At 66.1% G+C, this 19,529-nt stretch carries 14 protein-coding genes; 6 read left to right on the forward strand and 8 right to left on the reverse strand.

Annotated elements, in window-relative coordinates:
• Positions 1-4 precede the first annotated feature (4 nt).
• The 3 genes from AC3A3Q_RS02440 to AC3A3Q_RS02450 all read right to left on the reverse strand — a co-directional run bounded on the left by AC3A3Q_RS02440 (position 5) and on the right by AC3A3Q_RS02450 (position 4,304).
• Complete coding sequence (locus AC3A3Q_RS02440; protein WP_487584728.1) at positions 5-760, reverse strand: transposase; 756 nt, start codon at positions 758-760, stop codon at positions 5-7.
• 103 nt (positions 761-863) lie between these two features.
• Entirely contained in the window at positions 864-3,665 is a 2,802-nt protein-coding gene (locus tag AC3A3Q_RS02445) for a serine/threonine-protein kinase (protein ID WP_487584729.1), read from the reverse strand.
• A 15-nt stretch (positions 3,666-3,680) separates the two neighbouring features.
• Positions 3,681-4,304, reverse strand: a complete 624-nt coding sequence (locus AC3A3Q_RS02450) for an ECF-type sigma factor (RefSeq protein WP_487584730.1) — start codon at positions 4,302-4,304, stop codon at positions 3,681-3,683.
• Positions 4,305-4,510: 206 nt separating this feature from the next.
• Between AC3A3Q_RS02450 and AC3A3Q_RS02455 the strand changes: the two genes are divergently transcribed.
• A complete protein-coding gene (locus AC3A3Q_RS02455; RefSeq protein ID WP_487584731.1) occupies positions 4,511-5,509 on the forward strand; it encodes a serine hydrolase domain-containing protein in 999 nt (332 codons plus the stop codon).
• Between the two features lie 7 nt (positions 5,510-5,516).
• Here AC3A3Q_RS02455 and AC3A3Q_RS02460 read toward each other — a convergent pair whose 3' ends face one another.
• The 5 genes from AC3A3Q_RS02460 to AC3A3Q_RS02480 all read right to left on the reverse strand — a co-directional run bounded on the left by AC3A3Q_RS02460 (position 5,517) and on the right by AC3A3Q_RS02480 (position 13,715).
• Positions 5,517-6,161, reverse strand: coding sequence for a M15 family metallopeptidase (locus AC3A3Q_RS02460; protein WP_487584732.1), 645 nt, complete (start codon positions 6,159-6,161; stop codon positions 5,517-5,519).
• Positions 6,162-6,295: 134 nt separating this feature from the next.
• Complete coding sequence (locus AC3A3Q_RS02465; RefSeq protein WP_487584733.1) at positions 6,296-7,849, reverse strand: serine hydrolase; 1,554 nt, start codon at positions 7,847-7,849, stop codon at positions 6,296-6,298.
• Position 7,850: 1 nt separating this feature from the next.
• On the reverse strand, positions 7,851-9,113 hold the full coding sequence (lysA, locus tag AC3A3Q_RS02470) for a diaminopimelate decarboxylase (RefSeq protein ID WP_487584913.1): 1,263 nt from the start codon (positions 9,111-9,113) through the stop codon (positions 7,851-7,853).
• A 120-nt stretch (positions 9,114-9,233) separates the two neighbouring features.
• Positions 9,234-12,233 (reverse strand): TonB-dependent receptor, encoded by a 3,000-nt coding sequence (locus tag AC3A3Q_RS02475; protein WP_487584734.1) that lies wholly within the window; start codon positions 12,231-12,233, stop codon positions 9,234-9,236.
• Between the two features lie 66 nt (positions 12,234-12,299).
• The gene (locus AC3A3Q_RS02480; protein WP_487584735.1) at positions 12,300-13,715 is read right to left on the reverse strand and encodes a transglutaminase-like domain-containing protein; all 1,416 of its coding nucleotides are present in this window, start codon (positions 13,713-13,715) and stop codon (positions 12,300-12,302) included.
• A 243-nt stretch (positions 13,716-13,958) separates the two neighbouring features.
• Between AC3A3Q_RS02480 and AC3A3Q_RS02485 the strand changes: the two genes are divergently transcribed.
• From AC3A3Q_RS02485 to AC3A3Q_RS02505, 5 genes are all read left to right on the forward strand, one after another.
• Entirely contained in the window at positions 13,959-15,125 is a 1,167-nt protein-coding gene (locus AC3A3Q_RS02485) for a DUF819 family protein (RefSeq protein WP_487584736.1), read from the forward strand.
• A gap of 27 nt (positions 15,126-15,152) precedes the next feature.
• Positions 15,153-16,568: a C40 family peptidase gene (locus tag AC3A3Q_RS02490; RefSeq protein ID WP_487584737.1), complete on the forward strand. Its 1,416-nt coding sequence runs from the start codon at positions 15,153-15,155 to the stop codon at positions 16,566-16,568.
• 169 nt (positions 16,569-16,737) lie between these two features.
• Positions 16,738-17,835, forward strand: coding sequence for a dipeptide epimerase (locus tag AC3A3Q_RS02495; protein WP_200604636.1), 1,098 nt, complete (start codon positions 16,738-16,740; stop codon positions 17,833-17,835).
• A 31-nt stretch (positions 17,836-17,866) separates the two neighbouring features.
• Positions 17,867-18,715, forward strand: coding sequence for a MurR/RpiR family transcriptional regulator (locus AC3A3Q_RS02500; protein WP_487584738.1), 849 nt, complete (start codon positions 17,867-17,869; stop codon positions 18,713-18,715).
• A gap of 1 nt (position 18,716) precedes the next feature.
• Complete coding sequence (locus AC3A3Q_RS02505) at positions 18,717-19,502, forward strand: L,D-transpeptidase family protein (protein ID WP_487584739.1); 786 nt, start codon at positions 18,717-18,719, stop codon at positions 19,500-19,502.
• Positions 19,503-19,529: the final 27 nt, after the last annotated feature.

Genomic DNA, 19,529 nt, shown 5'->3' on the forward strand with positions numbered 1-19,529 from the left:
TGCCTCACTCGCTCTTGCGACGTCGCTGCCTGGTTTTGGCCGCTTCCGTCAGGTAGCGATTGTGGCGGTCCAGAAGGAGCCGTCCCGGCCCGCTTGCATCGCCCATGGCTGCGGCGACTCGCGGCCAGATCCCTGCGCTGGACCAGCGCAGGAACCGGACGTATACGCTGCGCCACGAACCACGGTTACGCGGCAGGTCGCTCCAGACGCAGTCGACGCACGCGACCCACAGCACCGACTCGATGAAGCGGCGGACACCCTGTGGCCGGTACTTGCGGCGATCGCCGCGTTGCGGAAAGACCGCCTGCAGCACGGCCACCCATTGCGCTTCGGTGAGGAACGGCTGTTCCGCGGAGGCGCCGGAACTGCCGACATCGCCCCAGATCGAATCGGGGTGAACCACGATCCGGGTCGCACCACGCTCTATCTGCTCATGGATGCGATCGGCGAAGGTGTCGACACGCGCTGCCGCCTGGGCCAGTAGTGCCTGCACGACGGTTGTGGCGATGCCGGGAGCGACGTCCACCACTACTTCTACCCGGGAGCTGCCGGTGACGCGATCGTCGCGGTTGATGCGCAGCACGACTTCCTGCAGTGACAGGCCTTCGGCGCCGGTCTGCGACGAACATGGCGACGCTGGATCCGGCTGCGGCCCCTCCGTCGCGGCAGTCGTATCCGCCGATGCCCGCATCGGTCGCACCGTGTTCTCGCGGGCACCCGGTCCGACGTTACCCAAAATGCATTGCAATGCTGATTCCATGGCTGCCTCGCTTGTCCTGGACCGCATTCGCGATCGAGGTACCGGAATGGCACCCCATCGATGAATCGCTAATCGCGTGACAAACACGACATTGACAGCAGCCTCAACGCTCCGTGTGCCTGATGGCACGTCGCGCGTACACATGGGCCAAGCGGAAGTTACCGGCCCGGCGTTCGACGTCCGCCAGTGCGAGGTAGGCATCCGATATTCCGTGCATGCGGGCGGCATGCGCCTGCCCATGCAGCTGCGCGACGAGGGCCAGCAGGGTTGTGCGCGCCGCACCGACGTCGCCGCGCGCGAGCAAGGCGCGCCCCAGGTGCACGGTGGCGGCCACAGTCCGTGGGTGGAACTGGCCGTGTTCGCGCATCAGCTCGTCGCGAGCGGTGCGCAGCGTCGCAATGCCTTCGCCCAGGCGCCCGGACCGGTACAGCGCGATGCCGAGGATCTGGCGCGGATGGCCGGCCGGGCGATGGTCCGTGTCCAGCGCCATGATGGCCTTGCGCGCGAACTCGGCCGCCTCGAAATGCCGTCCCAGGCCCTCTTCCGCCTCCGCGATCAACGCGTCCATCGCCGGCACCGTGAAGCCGCGTTCGCCCATGATCGCCACCACCGCCAGACGGGCCCGCACCGCGCCGTCCAGACACTGCTGGTAGCGCCCGTCGGCGCACCGTGCACGACTCAGGCCGACGAGTGCGGTCACCGCCAGGTTGCTGCCGGACTGGCCGAACACTTCCACTATCCGGATCACTTCCAGGAAGTCGCGCTCGGCACTGGCGTGCTCGCCAAGCTCCAGCTTCAACAACCCGCGATGGATCAGTGGCTGCGCCATGCCCATGCTGCGCTCGCCATAGACACCCATGCGGAACGCCAGCGCGCCCTCGATGAGATGGGCCGCCAGTGCCAGATCGCCGGTCTCGATGAGGAACTCGATCCGGAACCGGCGGCGCAGGTCGGCCTCACGCGGATCGACGCGCATGGCCACCGTTTCGCTGCGACGGAATGTCGCAGTCGCACGCTCCGGCCTGCCCAGGATCTTCCATTGCACGTAGGCCTGGCGGACCAGGACGTCGAGCAATGGCAGCGCGTTTCCGGTGGCGATGCGCTCGGCCAGGGATCTGGCCGCCTCGTGATCCTGGAAACCCTGCGAGTAGCGACCGGTGATGATCTCGATGTCACCGCGCAAGCGCAGCAGACTTGAACGCAGCGCGAGGGCGCGCGGATGGCCATCATCGCCGACCCCGGTCAACGCTTGCGCGACCAGCGGCTCGTCCATCCTGCCCAGCAGGAAGGATGATGTCGCCAGCTGGTAAGCGGTCGTCGCGCGCGTCACCGGGCCGATCTCGGCTGATTCTATCGACAGCGCCTCGCGGAACAGTTCGACCGCGGTGCTGTCCTCGCCCATCGTCGCGTAGTTCTGACCGATGGTCGTCAGCAGGCGGAAGCGCAGCTCCGGATCGTTTTCGAACTCGATGCGGGCGCGTTGCGCGCCACGTTTCAGCAGCTCCCGCGCGGTCATGCCAGCGTCGCCGCCGTCCAGCGGCAACGCCGAGGAGAACAGGCGTTCCAGGAAGCGCGTCGCGGCCTCGGCCGTTACCGCCTCGCGGCGTGCGCGCTCAGCTTCGATGGCAGCCTGCCGGGCATGCCATAGCGTCGAACCGGCGCCGGCCAGCATCACCACCACAAGCGCAGACAGCGCGAACGTACCAAAGCAATGGCGCGACACGAACTTGCCGAGGCGGTAACACGACGTCGACGGCTGGACGCTCACGGGGCGGCCGGCCAGCCAGTTGCGAAGGTCCTCGGCGAGTGCCGCTGCCGAGCCATAGCGGCCTTCGGGTTCGTAGCGCAGGCAGGCAGCGACTATCGCGCCGAGGTCGCCAGACAGCGCCTGTGCCAGCGAGCGCGGATCGTGATCGCGGCGCGCCGCGATTTCCTCCGATGCAGCCGCCCCCGCTTGCGCGAGGGTCGGCATCCCAGCGAGATGCTGTCGAATCGTCGCGGCGCAGGCATCCGCGGCCGACAGCCGGTACGGCAGCGCGCCCGACAGCAACTGGTACAGCAGCAGGCCCAGCTGGTAGATGTCGGTCGCGGCGGTGGCGGCATGGCCGTCGAGCTGTTCCGGCGCGGCGAACTGCGGCGTCATCACCCGCGATTCCGGTGGCTGCTCGCCCGTGTTGCCATCGACCACCAACTCGGCGATGCCGAAGTCAAGCAGCTTGACCCGGCCTTCCTCGGTCACCATCAGGTTCGACGGCTTGAGGTCGCGGTGCACGACGCGTTGTCCGTGGGCATGACTGACCGCATCGACGGCCTGGCAGAACAGTTCCACGCGCCGACGCAGTCCCAACCTGCGCGCATCGCACCACGCGCTCATCGGCTGCCCGTTGACCAGCTCCATCACGTAGTACGGCGCGCCGCACTCGCTCATTCCGCCATCGAGAACCACCGCGATTCCGGAATGGCGCAATTGCGCCAGGATCTGCCGCTCGCGACGGAAGCGCTCGCGCGTGGCGGGCGTGTCCAGGCCGAAGCGGATCAGCTTCAGCGCGGCATCCTGTTCGAATGCGCCGTCGGCGCGGGTAGCGTGGTAGACCACGCCCATGCCACCGCGCCCAATGACCGAGCGAACCAGCCAGGCACCGATGCGGTTGCCGACGGGATCGGCACTGCGATCGTCCTGCGCGTCAGCCGGCCCCAGCCCTGCCAGCAGCGACTCGGGATGGCGATCGAGGATCGTTACGCCAGAAGCATGGTCGCCGTCGAGCAGCCGGTCGACCAGGGCGCGCAGCTGGTCATCGCCGGCACACGCTTGATTGAGGTAGGCGGCCCGCGCAGGCGGCGGGAGATCCATCGCCGCGTCGAGGAGGTCGAGCGCGCGTCGCTGAAGTTCCACCTGCAGTTTCATGACGGCGTTGTCACGCTACGGGCTCCCGCCATCGCCGGCGGCGAGCGCCGCCCGCAGGAAGGCACGCGCCTTCCTCCAGTCGCGCTGCACCGTGCGGACCGTGACGCCGAGGTTGCCGGCGATCTGCGCCTCGCTGTAGCCGCCGAAGTAGCGCAACTCCACCACCTGCGCCAGGCGCGAATCGACGTCGGCGAGCAGGCGCAACGCGTCGTCCAGCGCAAGCACGCTGGCTGCGTCCTGCCTGGCGTCGGGAAGGTCTCCGGTCAACGTGACCTGGATCAACTGGGCACCGCGCTTGCCGGTGGCGGCACGACGGGCGTGGTCGATGACGATGTGGCGCATCGCCCTGGCCGAGAGCGCGAACAGGTGGTTGCGGTCGCGCGGGTCGATGCTGGCGCTGCTGAGCTTGAGGTAGACCTCGTTGACCAGGGCCGTCGGTGTCAGCGTCGTGTTGCGACTGGCAAGCTGGCGGCGGGCGTGTCGTCGCAATTCTTCGTAGATCGCGGCGTAGACGCGATCCAGGGCGACCGTGTCGCCGTTGCGGGCGGTCCGCAACAAGTTTTCGAGTGTCTGTTCCGGCAACGGACACGACGACGTGTTCTCGCCGCCCACGGCGGCCCCATCCTTGCGCTCATCCATGAGCATTGCCTCGAATCCAGACCCGACAAGACCAGACGATTGTGGTCGCGGGGCATCGGCGCTGCAAGCAGGCCGGCGTTGCCATGGACGGCACGCAGGAACATCCATTCGCATCGTAGTACCGCTACCATCTGCCGATGCGCATCCCCGCCTGGCTACTCGGATCCGTCCTCCTTCTCGCGGGCTGCGCGACCGGGGATCACACCATGACGCAGCACCCGACACTCCAGGAAGGGATCGACGCATTGATGCGCGACTACGACGGGCAGGTGCCCGGAGCGTCCGTGCTGGTGCTGCGCGATGGCCAGGCCCTGGTGCAGCGCAGTTACGGGCTGGCCGACCTCGAATCGAACATCTCCGCCAGCCCGGACAGCAACTACCGCCTGGCATCGGTGAGCAAGCAGTTCACCGCGGCTGCGATCCTGTTGCTCGCGCAGGACGGTCGCCTGAGCCTGGACGATTGCGCACGGCGCTGGCTGCCGGACCTGCCGGCTGCCGCCGATGCGGTGACGATCCGCCATCTGCTCACCCACACCTCCGGGATGATCGATTACGAGGACGTGATGGACCCGGCCAGCGAGGTGCAGGTGCACGATGCCGATGTCCTGCGCCTGCTGGCGTCACAGGATCGGACTTATTTCGCACCGGGCAGCGACTATCGCTATAGCAACAGCGGCTATGCGCTGCTGGCGCTGATCGTCGAGCGTGCGTCGGGTAAGCGCTACGCGACCTTCCTGCACGACCGCATATTCCAGCCGCTCGGGATGACGGGCACCGTCGCGTTCGAGGCCGGCATTTCCGAAGTCGCCCGGCGCGCCTACGGCTACAGTTTCGAGCAGGGACGCTGGCAGCGGACCGACCAGAGCAGCACCAGCGCGGTACTCGGCGACGGTGGCATCTATTCCTCGATCGTCGACCTGGCCAGGTGGGACGCCGCGTTGTATGACCAGCGCCTGCTGCCAGGCAGGTTGCTGGCCGAGGCCTTCACTCCTGCCACGGCGACCGACGATCCCGACGTGCGTTATGGCTATGGCTGGCGCATCACCGGCGAGACGCTATGGCATTCGGGCGAGACGATCGGTTTTCGCAACGTGATCGTGCGCTACCCGCAGCGTCACCTGACCGTCGTCGTGCTGACCAATCGCGACGATCCGGAACCTTATGGCCTGGCCAAGCGGATCGCCGGGTTGGCGATGGCTCCCTGAGACACCCTCACTCGATGGGGACGTCGTAGAAGACCTTCGGCGCCGGCTCGGGATCGAGGGTGAAGTGCCACCACTCCATCGGGTAGTTGCGGAAGCCGGCACGCTCCATCGCCGACAGCAGGCGCTGGCGGTTCTCGCGCTGGCGCGCATCGACCTGCGTTGAATCGGTGTTGGCGCGCGTATCGAAGAAGTCGAACGGCGTGCCCATGTCCAGCGGTTCGCACCGCGTGCCGTCTGCCTGGCACTGCATGAGCGTCAGGTCCATGGTCGCACCGCGACTGTGACCGGAGGTCGGCGAGATGTAGTCGCCGAGCAACTGGCGCTTGTCCAGGCGCGGGTAGTACTCCGGCCTGGTGCGCTGGTCATCCAGGTCACCGGCCCAGGCAACGAAGTGCCGCACCGCGCGCGCCGGACGATAGCAGTCGTAAAGGCGAAAACGCATGCCGTCGCGACGCAGGTCAAGCTCGGCCTGCTGCAGCGCCTTGGCTGCATCGGCCAGCAGATAGCACCGGGCCGCGCCGTAGCCATCGATCCGGGTTCCGACGAAGTTGTCGGTGCCGGCGTAGCGGATGTCCAGGTCGATGTCCGGGACCAGCGTGCGGATGTCGACCAGGCCGGCGGCCTCGGGCGTTGTGGCGTCTGAGACCGTCATCGGTCGCGTCGAGGCGCATGCAGCAACGACCAGCGCGATCACCAGCACCATGATGGTAGGAGCGAGCTTGCTCGCGAACGAACGCGTCCGACCCGTGGACGCCCGATCGCGAGCAAGCTCGCTCCCACATGCATTCATTCGCAGCCACGCTCCCACGCGAATGCCAGGTCTTCATAGTCGTAGCTGAAGTCCGCCTGCGGATCGACCTTGGCCATCCGCATCTGCCTGGCCTGCGGAAAGTCCAGCCAGGCTTCGGCATCGACGCTGTCGTCGTCCCAGTTGACCAGCCAGCGCTTGCCGGTGCGCTGCACGACGCCGGTCAGCATCGGTGACTTGCTCGCGTGCAGGCGCACCGAGTCGCCATCGCGGCACAGCGAGACTTCGCCGAACCACGGATCGCGATAGACGCCCAGGTGCGATGCCAGTTCCTTTGCCGTGACCTTGTGCCGCTTCGACGTGTCCGGTGCCTTTTCTGTCGCCGGACGCTTGGCATCCTCCTGCTCGAGCAGGCCGGCGTAATGGGCAACCGTCAGGCTGGGGTCGGGGCGCGTGTAGCGCTTGACCAGCACCTGCCCCAGCACCGTGCGGGCCTGTTCACCCTCACCGTTGATCAGGATGACGAAGCCGACGCCCTTGTCGGGCAGCAGCGTCACCATCGAGTACATCCCCATCAGCGTGCCGGTGTGGGAAACCTTGAACGTGCCATCGACATCGGCCAGGCGCCAGCCGTAGCCGTACGCGGAGAAATGGCTGTTGTCCCACTCGCGCATGCGCCGCGACAGCGGCATCGGCATCTGCGGCGCCCACAGCGCTTCGCGCTGCTCGCGCGAGAGCCAGTTCGCGGTCGTGCCGGTCGGCTTCAGCCACGCGCCGATCCAGCCCAGCATGTCGTCGAGGCTGCAACGCACGCCGCCGGCAGGGTCCATGGTGGTGGCGGCTATCACGTCGCCGTCGCTGCGCACCGGAATGTTGCGCTCGCCCTGGCGCATGTGCGGCTGGGCGACGTTGCCGACGATGTCGCGGCGCCACTGACCCACCTGGCAGCGCTTCATGCCCAGCGGTTCGAACACTTCGCGCCGCACCAGTTGCTCGTACGGTGCGCCGCCCGCCGCGGCAGCGACTTCGCCGGCGACGATATAGAGAAGGTTGTCGTAGTCGTAACCGGCGCGGAAGCTGCGCTGCGGTTTCAGGTAAGCCAGGCCGTGGATGATGTCGGCACGGGTGAAGGTGTTCGGCTCCGGCCACAGCATCAGGTCGCCGGCACCGGCGCGCAGGCCGCTGTTGTGGATCAGCAGGTCGCGCACCTGCATCTGCTGACCGACCCAGGGGTCGTGCATGCGGAAATCCGGCAACCATCGCGTCACCGGATCGTCCCAGCGCAGATTGCCGGCGTCGACCAGCCGCGCCAGCGTGGCCGTGGTCATCGACTTGGTGTTGGAGGCGACCTTGAACAGGGTTGCCGAGTCGATCTTCCGGCCTTCGCCTTCGACCAGCTCGCCTGTCGTGCGCGAGTAAACGACCTTGCCATCTTCGACGATGCCCAGCGCGAGGCCGGGCAGCCGGTAGCGGGCGACCACCTGGTCGAACACCGCGTCGACTTCAGCCTTGGCGTCGCGACCCTGTTCCGCCTGCGCGCCTGCCGTCGCAGCCAGAAGCAGTGCCATCACCCCGCAGCGCAAGACGATCATCTCAAGTCTCATTCCACACCTGTGGCAATTGTTCCCCGGCGATCATTTCCGCCATTGTCTGCCGGCGCCGGATCACCGCATAGCGACCGTCATCGAGCAGGACTTCGGCCGCTAGCGGACGCGAGTTGTAGGTAGAGGCCATCGACGCACCGTACGCGCCGGTGCTGCCTATCGACAACAGGTCACCGGCCTCGCAGCGCGCCATGGCGCGGCCGCGGGCGAAGGTGTCACCGGTCTCGCAGACCGGCCCGACCACGTCGTAGCGCGTCGCCTCGCGGTCGCTACCGACCAGCGGCACGATCTCGTGCCAGGCCTCGTACAGCGATGGGCGCAGCAGGTCGTTCATCGCCGCATCTACCACCACGAAGCTGCGGTCCACGCCCGGCTTGACACGGATCACGCGCGTCAGCAGCACACCCGCCTCGGCGACCAGATAGCGGCCTGGCTCCAGCACCAGCGTGCCCTGGAACTCGGCGAACACCGCGCGAACAAGCGCCGCGTATTCCGCAGCCGCGATCGGATGGTCGACGCCCTTGCGGTAACACACGCCCAGCCCGCCGCCGATGTCGACGCTGGCGATCGGATGGCCCGCGTCGACCAGCTCGCGGCGGAACGCTTCCACCCGGGTCAGCGCCTCGCGGAACGGCTCCAGGCTCAGGATCTGCGAACCGATGTGGGCATGCAGGCCGTCGAGCAGGACGTTGCTCATCGAGCCGGCGTTGGCGAACCAGCGGCGGGCTTCGTCGATGGAGACGCCGAACTTGTTCTCGGACTTGCCGGTGGAGATCTTCTCGTGCGTTCGCGCGTCGACGTCGGGATTGATGCGGGCGGCAGCGCGCGCACATACGCCGTGCCGCTGCGCCACTTCCTGCAGGAGCTGCAGTTCGTCCAGCGACTCGACATTGAACCGCCACACGCCGACCGCCAAGGCCGAGGCGATCTCCTCGGTGGTCTTGCCGACTCCGGAGAAGACGATGTGCTCGGCCGGGATGCCTGCGAGCAGGGCGCGATTGAGCTCGCCCAGCGAAACGATGTCGGCACCGACACCGTGGTGTGCCATCAATTGCAGGATGGCAACGTTGGAATTGGCCTTGACCGCGTAGCAGATGCGGTGGTCCAGGCCTTGGAAAGCCGACTGCAGCCCGGCGATGCGCTGGCGGATCGCATTGGCCGAATAGGCGTGGCACGGAGTCGATACCTGCGCGGCAAGGGCATGCAGGTCCACGCCATCGAACAGCGAGGGACCCTCACGTCCAATACCCATCGATGCACCCGACTGCCCCACGACACCCTCCACCCGCTTCGCCTTCGCAATGACCTGCATGCTGCTTCCTGAAAAAAAAAGAAGGGCGGCCCGCTGGCAGCGGGCCGCCCTTGAGGGCCATCAGAAGTCGACGGTGACCGACAGCTGGGCGTAGCGCGGTGCCTGGAAGCCGTAGCCGACGCCGAAGAACTCGTTGAGTTCCGGCTCGGTCGGCGTGGCCATGCCGACGCTGGGCTGCAGTTCCTGGTCCACGCGCACGGTCTTCTGCTGGTTGAACAGGTTGAAGACTGCGAACTTGACGCGCAGGCGGGAGTCGCCGAAGGACTGCAGATAGGTCACGCTCGCGCCCACCTCCCAGGTCCACGGCATCTCGCCGTAGGCACCGCGGGCGGAGTGCTCGTACACCGGCGTGGCGCTGTCGCACTGGGCCACGCAGATGTAGTAGCTGTGGTACTTGGCGGCATCGAACGGGTTGCCGGTACCGAAGCCGGTGATCGGGCCGCCGGAGCTGGCATCGAGCGTACCGCCGACCTGCCAGTTGTCGTTGAAGGCATAGGTGCCGCGTGCCTTCAGCTGGTGGCGACGGTCGTTCGCAAGCGGACCGTAGCCGCCGTAGTTGACCCACGGATCATCGAAGTTCTCGGTACGGCCGGTGTCGGAGAAGTTCGTGTCGGAGTTGACCGGACCTTCGGCGTTGCCCTCGCTCTTGGACCAGGTGTAGGACATGTTCAACGCCCACTTGTCGTCCCAGGCGCGATCGAGCTGGAACTCCAACGCCTTGTAGGTGCGCTTGGGCTTCACCCAGCCGCGCTGGCCCTGGTAGTTGCCGTCCTCGTCGTAAAGCGCCCAGCCTTCCTTCGCGGTATCGACGGTGACCCAGCCCATGTTGCCGTTGCAATCGGTGTCGCCCCAGACGGTGACCTTCTCACCCGGGTTGGCCATCACCCAACCGATGTAGCCATCTTCGCCGCACTGGCCGGTGGCGCTGATCTCCATGTCGTCGATCGCGTTGGTGAGCTTGCGGTAGATGCCGCGCACGCCCCACGACCACTTCTCGTCCAGCATCTGCTGGAAGCCAAGGATCGCCTCGTCCTGGTAGACCGAGTCGAGGTCGCGATCGACCTCCGAACGCAGGTCGCCGACGGTGCCATCACCCTGCGAGACATCGACAGTGCCGATCTGCGGCCCGAGGCGCGGCACGGCGTACTGCACGCCGTTGAGGCTGCGCACGTCCCAGCCGTCAAATGCGTAATAGGTGCGCTGGTCGAGCAGGCCGCCGGCCTGCTTGATGTTGATGACGTTGGCCACCGGCAGGAAGTAGCGGCCGACGTTGCCGAACAGCTTCATCGTCGAGTCGCCGTTGATGTCCCAGGCGAAGCCCACGCGCGGCGCCCACATCTCGTCCATCTCGATGTAGGACTTGCCGTCGCCGTCCTTGTTGTCGAAGGACTCGTTGCGAATGCCCAGGTTCAGCAGGAAGTTGTCGGTGATCGACCAGTTGTCCTCGAGGTAGAACGCGGTGTTGGTGCTCTCGAAGTTGCCGGCGATCTCGTTACGGCGGGCGCGGACATAGCCGGTGTAGCCCGGCGGAATCACGCCACCGGGCGGGTTCGGGATCGAGCTGCCCGGGCTGCCGGCATTGACGTTGTAGAAGAGCGCACCGGGACCGGCGTAGTACTGCTTGTGGTCGGACGTGTTGACTTCGTGGTCGACGCCGAAGCGCAGCAAGTGGTCGCCGAGTGACCACTCGAAATCGGCGCGGGTCTGCTCGCGCACGTCGTCACGGTTGAACACCGTCGAGTTGGTGCTGCAGCCCAGCTGCACGCCCGGAGGTGCCGGCCGCGAGCTGACCGTCTGCACGCGGTTGCACTCCAGGTCCAGCAACGAGCGATTGAACGACTGGCGATGGTTCTCGCCGTACATCAGTTTCATCGAGAAATTGGAGGTGAAGTACGACGACCACGACAGCGCCCAGTTGTCGCCACCGGTATCGTTGTAGATCTCGTTCGTCTTGTTGCCGATCTCGTTGTTGTCGTAATCGTAGGTGTAGACGTCGCCGGTGTTCTCGTTCTTGTTGGAGAACGCCATCAGGCTCAGGATGTTGTTGTCGGTGACGTACCAGTCGAGCGTGCCGCCCCAGAAGCCGTTGCTGGAGTTGTTCTTGGTGAGGTTGGTGCCTTCGTCGTTGGTGTTGGTCGGCTCGTAGTCACGCAGCTCGTACAACGCGAAGAAGAACAGCCGATCCTTGATCAGCGGACCCGACGCCCACAGGTCGAGCGTGGTGTCGGAATAGTCGTCCTGGCTGAACGTCAGGTAGCGCTCGCCGTTGAAGTAGCGATCGTTGGCCTTCGACTGCCATGCACGCGGCTCGAACACCAGCTCGGCGCCCGACTCGAACTCGTTGGTACCGGACTTGGCGACGGTGTTGATGACGCCACCGGTGGTACGGCCGAACTCCACCGAGTAGCCGCCGGTCTTGACCTGGAACTCCTTGTAGAACGCGAACGGCGCCTCGGAGAAACCATTGCGGTTGTAGAAGTCGGTGACGTTGAGGCCGTTGATGTAGAACGAGTTCTCTGCAACCGAGGAACCGCCGAAGGAGATGCCGCCGAACGACGATTCGCCCTTGGTCACGCCCGGGGCCAGCAGTGCCACCGAAGCCAGGTCGCGGTCGACCGGCAGGCGGTCGACGTCGGCGGCCGTCAGCGTCATTGCCGATTCTGTCGAAGTCACATCGACCAGCGGCACGACGCGCGAGCCGACGACCTGCACCGAGGCCAGGTTGACTGCGCCGTCGCCGCCGAGGTTGATGTTGGTGGAACTGCCCATCGAGACCGTGACCTCAACGGCCTGCCCGACGGCTTGGCCATCGCGCTTCACCTGCAGCGAGTAGTTGCCGACCGGCAGCTGGGCGATACGGTAGTTGCCCTTCGCATCGGCCGTGGTCGTGCGCGAAAGGCCGGTCTCGGTGTTGGTCACCGTGATCTGGTCGCCCTGCGTGGCGTTGCCCGCCACCGCGCCGCTGACCGTCTGCGCCGACGCCAGCATCGGAACCATCGTTGCAATGCATGCTCCCAACGCCATGCTCAGCGTTGCCCTGCGAAGTGCCTTGCCGTTCATCCCACTCTCCCCTTACTGGATTTGTCTTGTTTTGAAGCTGGAATTGAAGCCTCGGAATTGCTGGACCTAACTGGCAGCCGTTTCCAGTGGCAGAACCTTCGCCTCGAACTGGTAGTCCCACTGGTCGAAGTAGAGGTTTCCCCCTTTCCACTCCACTTCGCCGCGTTGTGAGTCCACCGTTTCCGATCGGAAATGCTGCTTGCGCGGCACCAGGTCGGTGCCGTAGTCGTCGTTGAATGCGATGCGGTAGGCATCCAGCCCGCCGAGGTAGTACCACTCGACGCCCGGATCGCTGGCGCCCTTGAACTGGCCGGTGGTGACGTCCATCGGCACCCAGCCGTACGGCGCCAGGTACATGAACCCCCAGTCGTGCAGGTTGTCGTACTTGCCGTCGGAATAGACCATGCCCGACTGCCAGCGCGCCGGGATGCCGTTGAGGCGCAGCAGCGTCATCAGCAGCAGCGTCTGCTGGCCGCAGTCGGCGTGGTCGGAATGCAGGGCGTAGTGGCTTATGTTGGTGATCGTCGAGTACTCGCGCGCGCCGCCCCACGGAATGCTGTCGACCGCCGAAAAGAGCTTCTGCGCGATGCGGTACGGGTTCTTTTCGTCGCCGACGACCTTCTTCGAGAACGCACGGATGTCGTCGCTGAAGACGATGTGCGGCGGACGCTCTTCCAGGTACGGCGCCAGTTCCGCGCTCTTGCCTGCAGTGACGACCTTGGCCGGATCGATCTGGTGGACCTGGCCGAAGATGGTCAGCTCATAAGTGACCGAGAACTTCGTCGGCGTCGCCTTGACCGCCGGCTGTTCCATGTAGACGGTGCGCTGCATCGTCGATTCCGGCGCCGTGGCGTGCTTTGCCGGCGCACTGGAGATCAGCTTGATGTTTTCCTGCTGGCCGGCGATCGCGCGCGGGAACGGAATCCAGGCGCGCACGACTTCCCCGGCCGGAACCGCATCGGCATTGACGATGATCGACTGGGTGACGCGGACGCGGCGAGGCGCGACGCTGCTCTTGCCCGTCGCCCGGGCCTGCGCCAGGGCTTCCTCGTGGTAGGCGTTGGCCGATTCCATCGGCCCGTCGTTGCGCGTCGCCGGCGTTGCCCGCCGGGCCGTCGCCTCCGGGCTTACGCGGAACAGGTTGGAGACCGAGCGGCTGAAGTAATAAGGAACCCCGTCGATCACCATGTGCTCGAGCTGGTTCGAGGCCTTCCAGCCTGCGAACTCGGCGTCGGTCATGTCCGGGATCAGCTCGCGCAGCTTCGCTTTCGCTTCCGGCTCGGTGATCGGGAAGTCCAGGCGGATGCGGCGCATGCGTTCGCGCTGGAATTGCAGGGCCTGGCGGGCGTCGGCACTCAATCCCGGTTGCGCCAGCGCGCTGTCTATCGAGGCGTTGGCCTGCTTGAAATCGCCGGCATCGATGCTCGCGGTGACTTCATCGACGGTGTCGCCGGCTCGGCTTGCCAAGGCCGCGGTAGCCATCAGCGAAAGCCACAGGACGGAGACAGCCAGCGCGCGCAGCTTGCGCTTCCGAGGGGTCTTCAGTTCGAAAGAAGGCGAAAGACTGTCCACGTGCAGTCGACCCGGGGTGGCGTTTCACGACTGTGTAACATGAGTGGAGTACCCGGTCAATAATTTATTCTTGACTAAAACAAGAAATGAAGTATCTATTCTGACCCAGTCGGCCACCGCCTTCCGTCGGTGGTCCAGAGGGGACAAATCAAGATGATCGAAACGGTCTGGCCTTACGCCGCGGTTTTGCTGGTTTCGGCGGGGCTGTTTCCGTCCCTCGAGAAGCGGTACGGCTGGCGCCTGTTCTCGGTGCTGCCGCCGATCGTCCTTACCTATCTGTTCGTCACCGCCCTGGCGGTGGCCGGTCTGTGGCGGGCCACGCCAGAGATCGCCGCGGCGCAACGCTCGCTCACCGCCCAGTTGCTGCCGGCCCTGCTGTTCCTGCTGATGGTCGGCTGCGACCTGCGCGCGATCGTCAAACTGGGGCCGCGCATGCTGGCGGTGTTCGCCTGCGCGATGCTCAGCATCCTGGCGGCGATAGTCATTGCCTACCTGATCTTCCGTAATGCCCTGCCCGCCGACGGCTGGAAGATGCTGGCGGCGCTGAGCGCGACCTGGACCGGCGGCTCGGCCAACCTGGTCGCGGTGAAGCAGTCGATCGGGCTTCCCGACAACCTGTTGCCGTCGGTGCTGCTGGCCGATGCGGTCTGCTACTCGGTGTGGGTGATCGTGTTGTTCTCGATCAACCGCTTCGCCCCGGCCTTCAACCATTGGACCGGTGCCGATGCTCGCGCGCCGCTGCCACAGCTGGAGCCCGGGACAACCGGCGAGGCTGGGCCGGGCAGTGTGCTGCTGTGGCTGGGCCTGGCTCTGCTGGTTGGCAACCTCTCGTCCTGGGTGGCGGCGCTGCTCCCGGTCGGCGGCTTCCTGACCACCACCGCGTGGACGGTGCTGATCGCCACCGTCATCGGCCTGGTGCTGGCGCGCACCAGCCTCGCCCATTCACCCGTGCCGGCACCACTGGCCAGTGCCATGCTGGCCTGCCTGGTGGCGGTACTGGCATCGCAAAGCAACTTCCAGGGCCTGGATACCGCACCTTTGTTCGTCGTCGTCGGCTTCACGGTGCTGATCCTGCATGTCGGGTTGTTGCTGCTGGCCGCAAAGCTGTTCCGCTTCGACCTGCACCTGTGCGGCATTTCCTCGCTCGCCCAGATCGGCGGCATGGCGACTGCGCCGGTATTGGCCGCGACCTATGCCCGCGCACTCGTGCCGGTGGCGGTGCTTCTGGCGATGCTCGGCCTGGTGCTGGGCACCGGTATTGGATTGGCGATGGCCGGACTGCTGTCCGGCCTCGCCCCCGTTGCAAACATTGCGAGCTGATCGCTGGCACTCACAAGAGCCCGAACGATGCGCCTGACACTGACTCCCGCCCTAGCCCTGAGTCTCGCCCTCTGCCTGGCCGGCACCGCGCTGCAACCGCTGGCCGCACGCGAACGGACATGGACCGTCCCCGCCAGCACTGGCGTGATCGGCATCGACGAGGCCCAGCTCGACCCCGCCTTTTGGGTCAGGCAACTCGCCGACCCCGACCGCGTCATCCTCGACAGCAATGCGATCGCCGCGCAGAACACGCGTCTGCATCAGCTCGACAAGAGCATCCATGACCTGTCGGCACTGCAGGGCACGCTCGATCGCGCGCAGGTCAGCGGCTGGATCGAATCGCTGTCGCGGCGCCCGTCGAAGCCGCTGTTCGAACAACACGGCAAGCCGGTGGCGAAGGCGACGCTTGACGGGGTGGTCGACTCGATAAACCTCGGCGCAGTCCCGGAACGCCAGGACACGCGCTATGGCCTGGTAGTGCATCGTGCCGCGCTGCGCACCTTCCCGACCTCGCTGCGCGTGTTCTCGTCGGACGACGACCACGACATCGACCGCTTCCAGGAGAGCGCGCTGTTTCCGGGCGATCCGGTGGTGGTCGCCAATGAAAGCCGCGACGGCCAGTGGTGGTTCGTGGTGAGCCCGCGTTACGCCGCCTGGGTCGAGAAGCGCTTCGTCGCCCTCGGCAGCCAGGACCAGGTCCTTGGCTACGGTCGCAAGTCGCCGTATCGCGTGGTCACCGGCGCTCGCGCCACCACCGTCTTCACCCAGGAAGAGCCGGGCGTGTCGGAGCTGCAGCTCGACATGGGCGTGCGCGTGCCGGTGCTGGCGGACTGGCCGGTCGGCAAGCCGGTCAACGGCCAGGATGGCTACACCTCGTACGTGATCGAACTGCCGGTGCGCAACGACGACGGCAGCCTGCGCTTCGCCCCGGCCCTGCTGCCGCGACGCGAACCCAGCCAGGACCATTACCTGCCGCTGAGCGGACGCAACCTGATCGAACAGGGATTCAAGTTCCTCGGTGAACGCTACGGCTGGGGCCACAGCTACAACGGCCGCGACTGCAGCGGCTTCGTGTCCGAGATCTATCGCAGCATGGGCGTGGAGCTGCCGCGCAACACCAGCGACCAGGCGGTCAGCCCTGCGCTCAACCGCATTGCCCTGAGCGACAAGGACAGCCGTGAGCGCCGGTTGCAGATCGCACACGAGCTGCAGGTTGGTGACCTGGTCTACATCCCCGGCCACGTGATGATGGTGATCGGCCAGCTCGACGGCGAGCCCTACGTGATCCACGACACCACCGGCCTGAGTTTCGCCGGCGCCGACGGCAAGACCGTCCGCGCCAAGACCAACGGCGTGACCGTGTCGCCGCTGACGCCGCTGCTGTTCAACGGCAAGCAGACCTATGTCGACCGCATGACCAATGTGCAGCGGGTGAGGCCTTGATATGAGGCGGGAGTGAGAAACGGGAATGGGGAATTGGGAACGATGGTTTCCCGCCCCTGAGTTCCGCGACCCTTCGGACACGCATCACACAGTCGACATCGCCACAGCCACCTCTCCCCGTCGTTCCCCCTTCCCTATTCCCCATTCCCGCTGTCGAACAAAGAGCCCCATGAAAATCACCGACATCCGCTTCGGCATGCTCCGCGTCCCGTTGAAAACGCCCTTCAAGACCGCATTGCGCACGGTCGAGGCGGTGGAGGACATCGTCGTCTCGGTGCACACCGACACCGGCCAGGTCGGCTACGGCGAGGCACCGGCGACCGCGGTCATCACCGGCGACACCCACGGCTCGATCATCGAGGCGATCCGCAAGTTCATCGCCCCGCGCGTGATCGGCCAGGAAATCGCCAACCTCAACCACATCACCGCGCTGATCCAGTCGGCGCTGGAGAAGAACACCAGCGCCAAGGCCGCCGTCGAGATCGCGGTCTACGACCTGTTCGGCCAGCTCTATGGCGTGCCGCTGTACAAGATGCTCGGCGGCGGCGACCCGGTGATCACCACCGACATCACCATCAGCGTCGACTACATCGACAAGATGGTGGCCGACTCGATCAGCGCGGTGGATCGCGGCTTCGAGTCACTGAAGATCAAGGTCGGCAAGGACATAGGTGTAGACATCGAACGGGTCAAGGCGATCTACGCCGCAGTCGAGGGCCGCGCCCTGCTGCGCCTGGACGCCAACCAGGGCTGGAGCGCCAAGCAGGCGGTGTACGCGATCAGCATGCTCGAGGATGCCGGCGTGCGGCTGGAGCTGGTCGAGCAGCCCGTCAAGGCCAAGGACCTTGACGGCATGAAGTACGTCACCGAGCGCGTCCACACGCCGATCATGGCCGACGAGAGCGTGTTTGGCCCGACCGAGGTCATCGACCTGATCCGCATGCGTGCGGCCGACATCATCAACATCAAGCTGATGAAGACCGGCGGCTTGTCCAACGCGATCCGCATTGCCGACATCGCCGAACTCTACGGCGTGGAATGCATGATCGGCTGCATGCTCGAAAGCAGCATCAGCGTCGCCGCCGCGGTCCACCTGGCGGTGGCCAAGTCGAGCGCGATCACCAAGGTCGACCTCGACGGACCATCGCTGTGCGCGTTCAACCCGGTCGACGGCGGCGTCAACTTCAACGAGTCCGAGATCTCGGTCACCGATGCGCCAGGCCTGGGCATCCGCGAGATCCGCGGGCTGGTGCCGATCGAGGCCTGACAGGCATCATGAGGCCTGACGAGGACCTGCCATGTCGCCCCTGCTGAAGATCCGCTCCGAACGCGACCAGATGTCCGCCATCGAACGCCGCATCGCCGATTTCCTGCTCGACAACGCCCACCTGCTGCGCGACTACTCCTCGCAGCAGCTGGCCAATGCGCTCGGCATCAGCCAGTCGAGCGTGGTCAAGTTCAGCCAGAAGCTGGGCTACAAGGGTTATCCGGACCTCAAGTACTCGATCGGCCAGGCGGTCGCGCGTGGCGACGGCGGCGACGAAACCGTCGCCAGCGAAGTACGTCGGGACGACCCGCACGCCGCGCTGGCCGAAGACCTGTGGCACCTCAAGGCCCAGGCAGAAGCCGAGACGCGGCTGATCAACCCGCCCGAACGCATCGACGCCATCGCGGCGGCGATCCAGCAAGCCGGCAAGGTATTCATCATCGGCCTGGGCGAGGACGGCATCCCGGCGCGCGCGTTCGCCACGCGGCTGTCGATGCTCGGCATCCTCACCGTCCATTACGTCGATGCGATCCTGATGCAGGCAGGCGTCTCGAGTGCCACCCCCGGTGACGTGCTGCTGGTGTTCTCCGAGCACGGCAGGCAGCCGGCGCTGTGCCAGATCAGCCGCCTGTTCCGCGAGCGTTTCGGCAAGGTGATCTCTGTCAGCCGGCACACGCCCAATCCGCTGCGCGCGCATGCCGACGCGGCCCTGCTGGTATCGGCCCACGACGAGCGCCGGCACATCGAGCCGCTGCTGTACCAGTGCGCCCTGCAGCACCTGCTAGACCTCATCTTCATCCTGCTGTGCGATGGCAGCGAAGACCGCCGCAGCCAGCTCGATTTCAATTTCGAACGCATGCAGGACCTGCTGGACAGCTGAGATGACCCATCCGATGCGCCGATACTCCGCACGTGCCCTGCTCTGCCTCGCCGCCCTGGCGCTTGCCGGCTGCGCAGGCATGAAGGGCAAGCCGCCCACGCAGCCCTCGCAGGCATGGGACGACGCCCGGCAGATGGTCGTGGTGACGACCGCGGACTGGAACGCCAACACCGGCACGCTGCGGCGCTACGAGCGCGATGGCAGCGGTTGGCGTGCGCTCGGAGACGCGGCGCCGATCACGGTCGGTCGCAGCGGTTCGGGCTGGGGTGTCGGCCTGCACGCGCCCCAGTCCAGCGAACCACAAAAGGTCGAAGGCGACGGCCGTGCGCCGGCGGGCGTGTTCCGCATCGGCACCGCGTTCGGCTATGCCGACAGCACGGCCAGCGCCTGGCCCTACCAGGCGATGACGGCCTCGGACTACTGCATCGACGTCAACGCATCGCCGCTGTACAACCGCATCGTCGACGCGCGCCAGGTCGGCGCCGATGCCGTCGCCGGCTCGACTGAACCGATGCGTCGCGACCTGCATGCCAACGGCGACCAGCGTTACAAGCTCGGCTTCGTGATCGAGCACAACCCCGACAACCACAGCGGCACCGGCAGCTGCATCTTCGCCCACCTGTGGAAAGCGCCGGGCGAGACCACCGCCGGCTGCACGGCGATGGCCGAGCCGGTGATGCAACAGCTGCTGGCGTGGCTGGACCCGAAGCGCAAGCCGGTGTTCGTGCTGCTGCCGATGGCGGAGTACGCAGGGCTGCAACAAGCCTGGAATTTGCCCACACTGTAGGAGCGACCTTGGTCGCGACCAGGCGTC

Source organism: Lysobacter sp. Soil_C_59, from assembly GCF_057656415.1.

What these genes read in the sequence shown, in the direction of transcription:
- AC3A3Q_RS02440 (WP_487584728.1), bottom strand. Translation starts at nt 760, where the DNA reads ATGGAATCAGCATTGCAATGCATTTTGGGTAACGTCGGACCGGGTGCC.
- AC3A3Q_RS02445 (WP_487584729.1), bottom strand. Translation starts at nt 3,665, where the DNA reads ATGAAACTGCAGGTGGAACTTCAGCGACGCGCGCTCGACCTCCTCGAC.
- AC3A3Q_RS02450 (WP_487584730.1), bottom strand. Translation starts at nt 4,304, where the DNA reads ATGGATGAGCGCAAGGATGGGGCCGCCGTGGGCGGCGAGAACACGTCG.
- AC3A3Q_RS02455 (WP_487584731.1), top strand. Translation starts at nt 4,511, where the DNA reads ATGACGCAGCACCCGACACTCCAGGAAGGGATCGACGCATTGATGCGC.
- AC3A3Q_RS02460 (WP_487584732.1), bottom strand. Translation starts at nt 6,161, where the DNA reads ATGACGGTCTCAGACGCCACAACGCCCGAGGCCGCCGGCCTGGTCGAC.
- AC3A3Q_RS02465 (WP_487584733.1), bottom strand. Translation starts at nt 7,849, where the DNA reads ATGATCGTCTTGCGCTGCGGGGTGATGGCACTGCTTCTGGCTGCGACG.
- lysA (WP_487584913.1), bottom strand. Translation starts at nt 9,113, where the DNA reads ATGGGTATTGGACGTGAGGGTCCCTCGCTGTTCGATGGCGTGGACCTG.
- AC3A3Q_RS02475 (WP_487584734.1), bottom strand. Translation starts at nt 12,233, where the DNA reads ATGAACGGCAAGGCACTTCGCAGGGCAACGCTGAGCATGGCGTTGGGA.
- AC3A3Q_RS02480 (WP_487584735.1), bottom strand. Translation starts at nt 13,715, where the DNA reads ATGGCTACCGCGGCCTTGGCAAGCCGAGCCGGCGACACCGTCGATGAA.
- AC3A3Q_RS02485 (WP_487584736.1), top strand. Translation starts at nt 13,959, where the DNA reads ATGATCGAAACGGTCTGGCCTTACGCCGCGGTTTTGCTGGTTTCGGCG.
- AC3A3Q_RS02490 (WP_487584737.1), top strand. Translation starts at nt 15,153, where the DNA reads ATGCGCCTGACACTGACTCCCGCCCTAGCCCTGAGTCTCGCCCTCTGC.
- AC3A3Q_RS02495 (WP_200604636.1), top strand. Translation starts at nt 16,738, where the DNA reads ATGAAAATCACCGACATCCGCTTCGGCATGCTCCGCGTCCCGTTGAAA.
- AC3A3Q_RS02500 (WP_487584738.1), top strand. Translation starts at nt 17,867, where the DNA reads ATGTCGCCCCTGCTGAAGATCCGCTCCGAACGCGACCAGATGTCCGCC.
- AC3A3Q_RS02505 (WP_487584739.1), top strand. Translation starts at nt 18,717, where the DNA reads ATGACCCATCCGATGCGCCGATACTCCGCACGTGCCCTGCTCTGCCTC.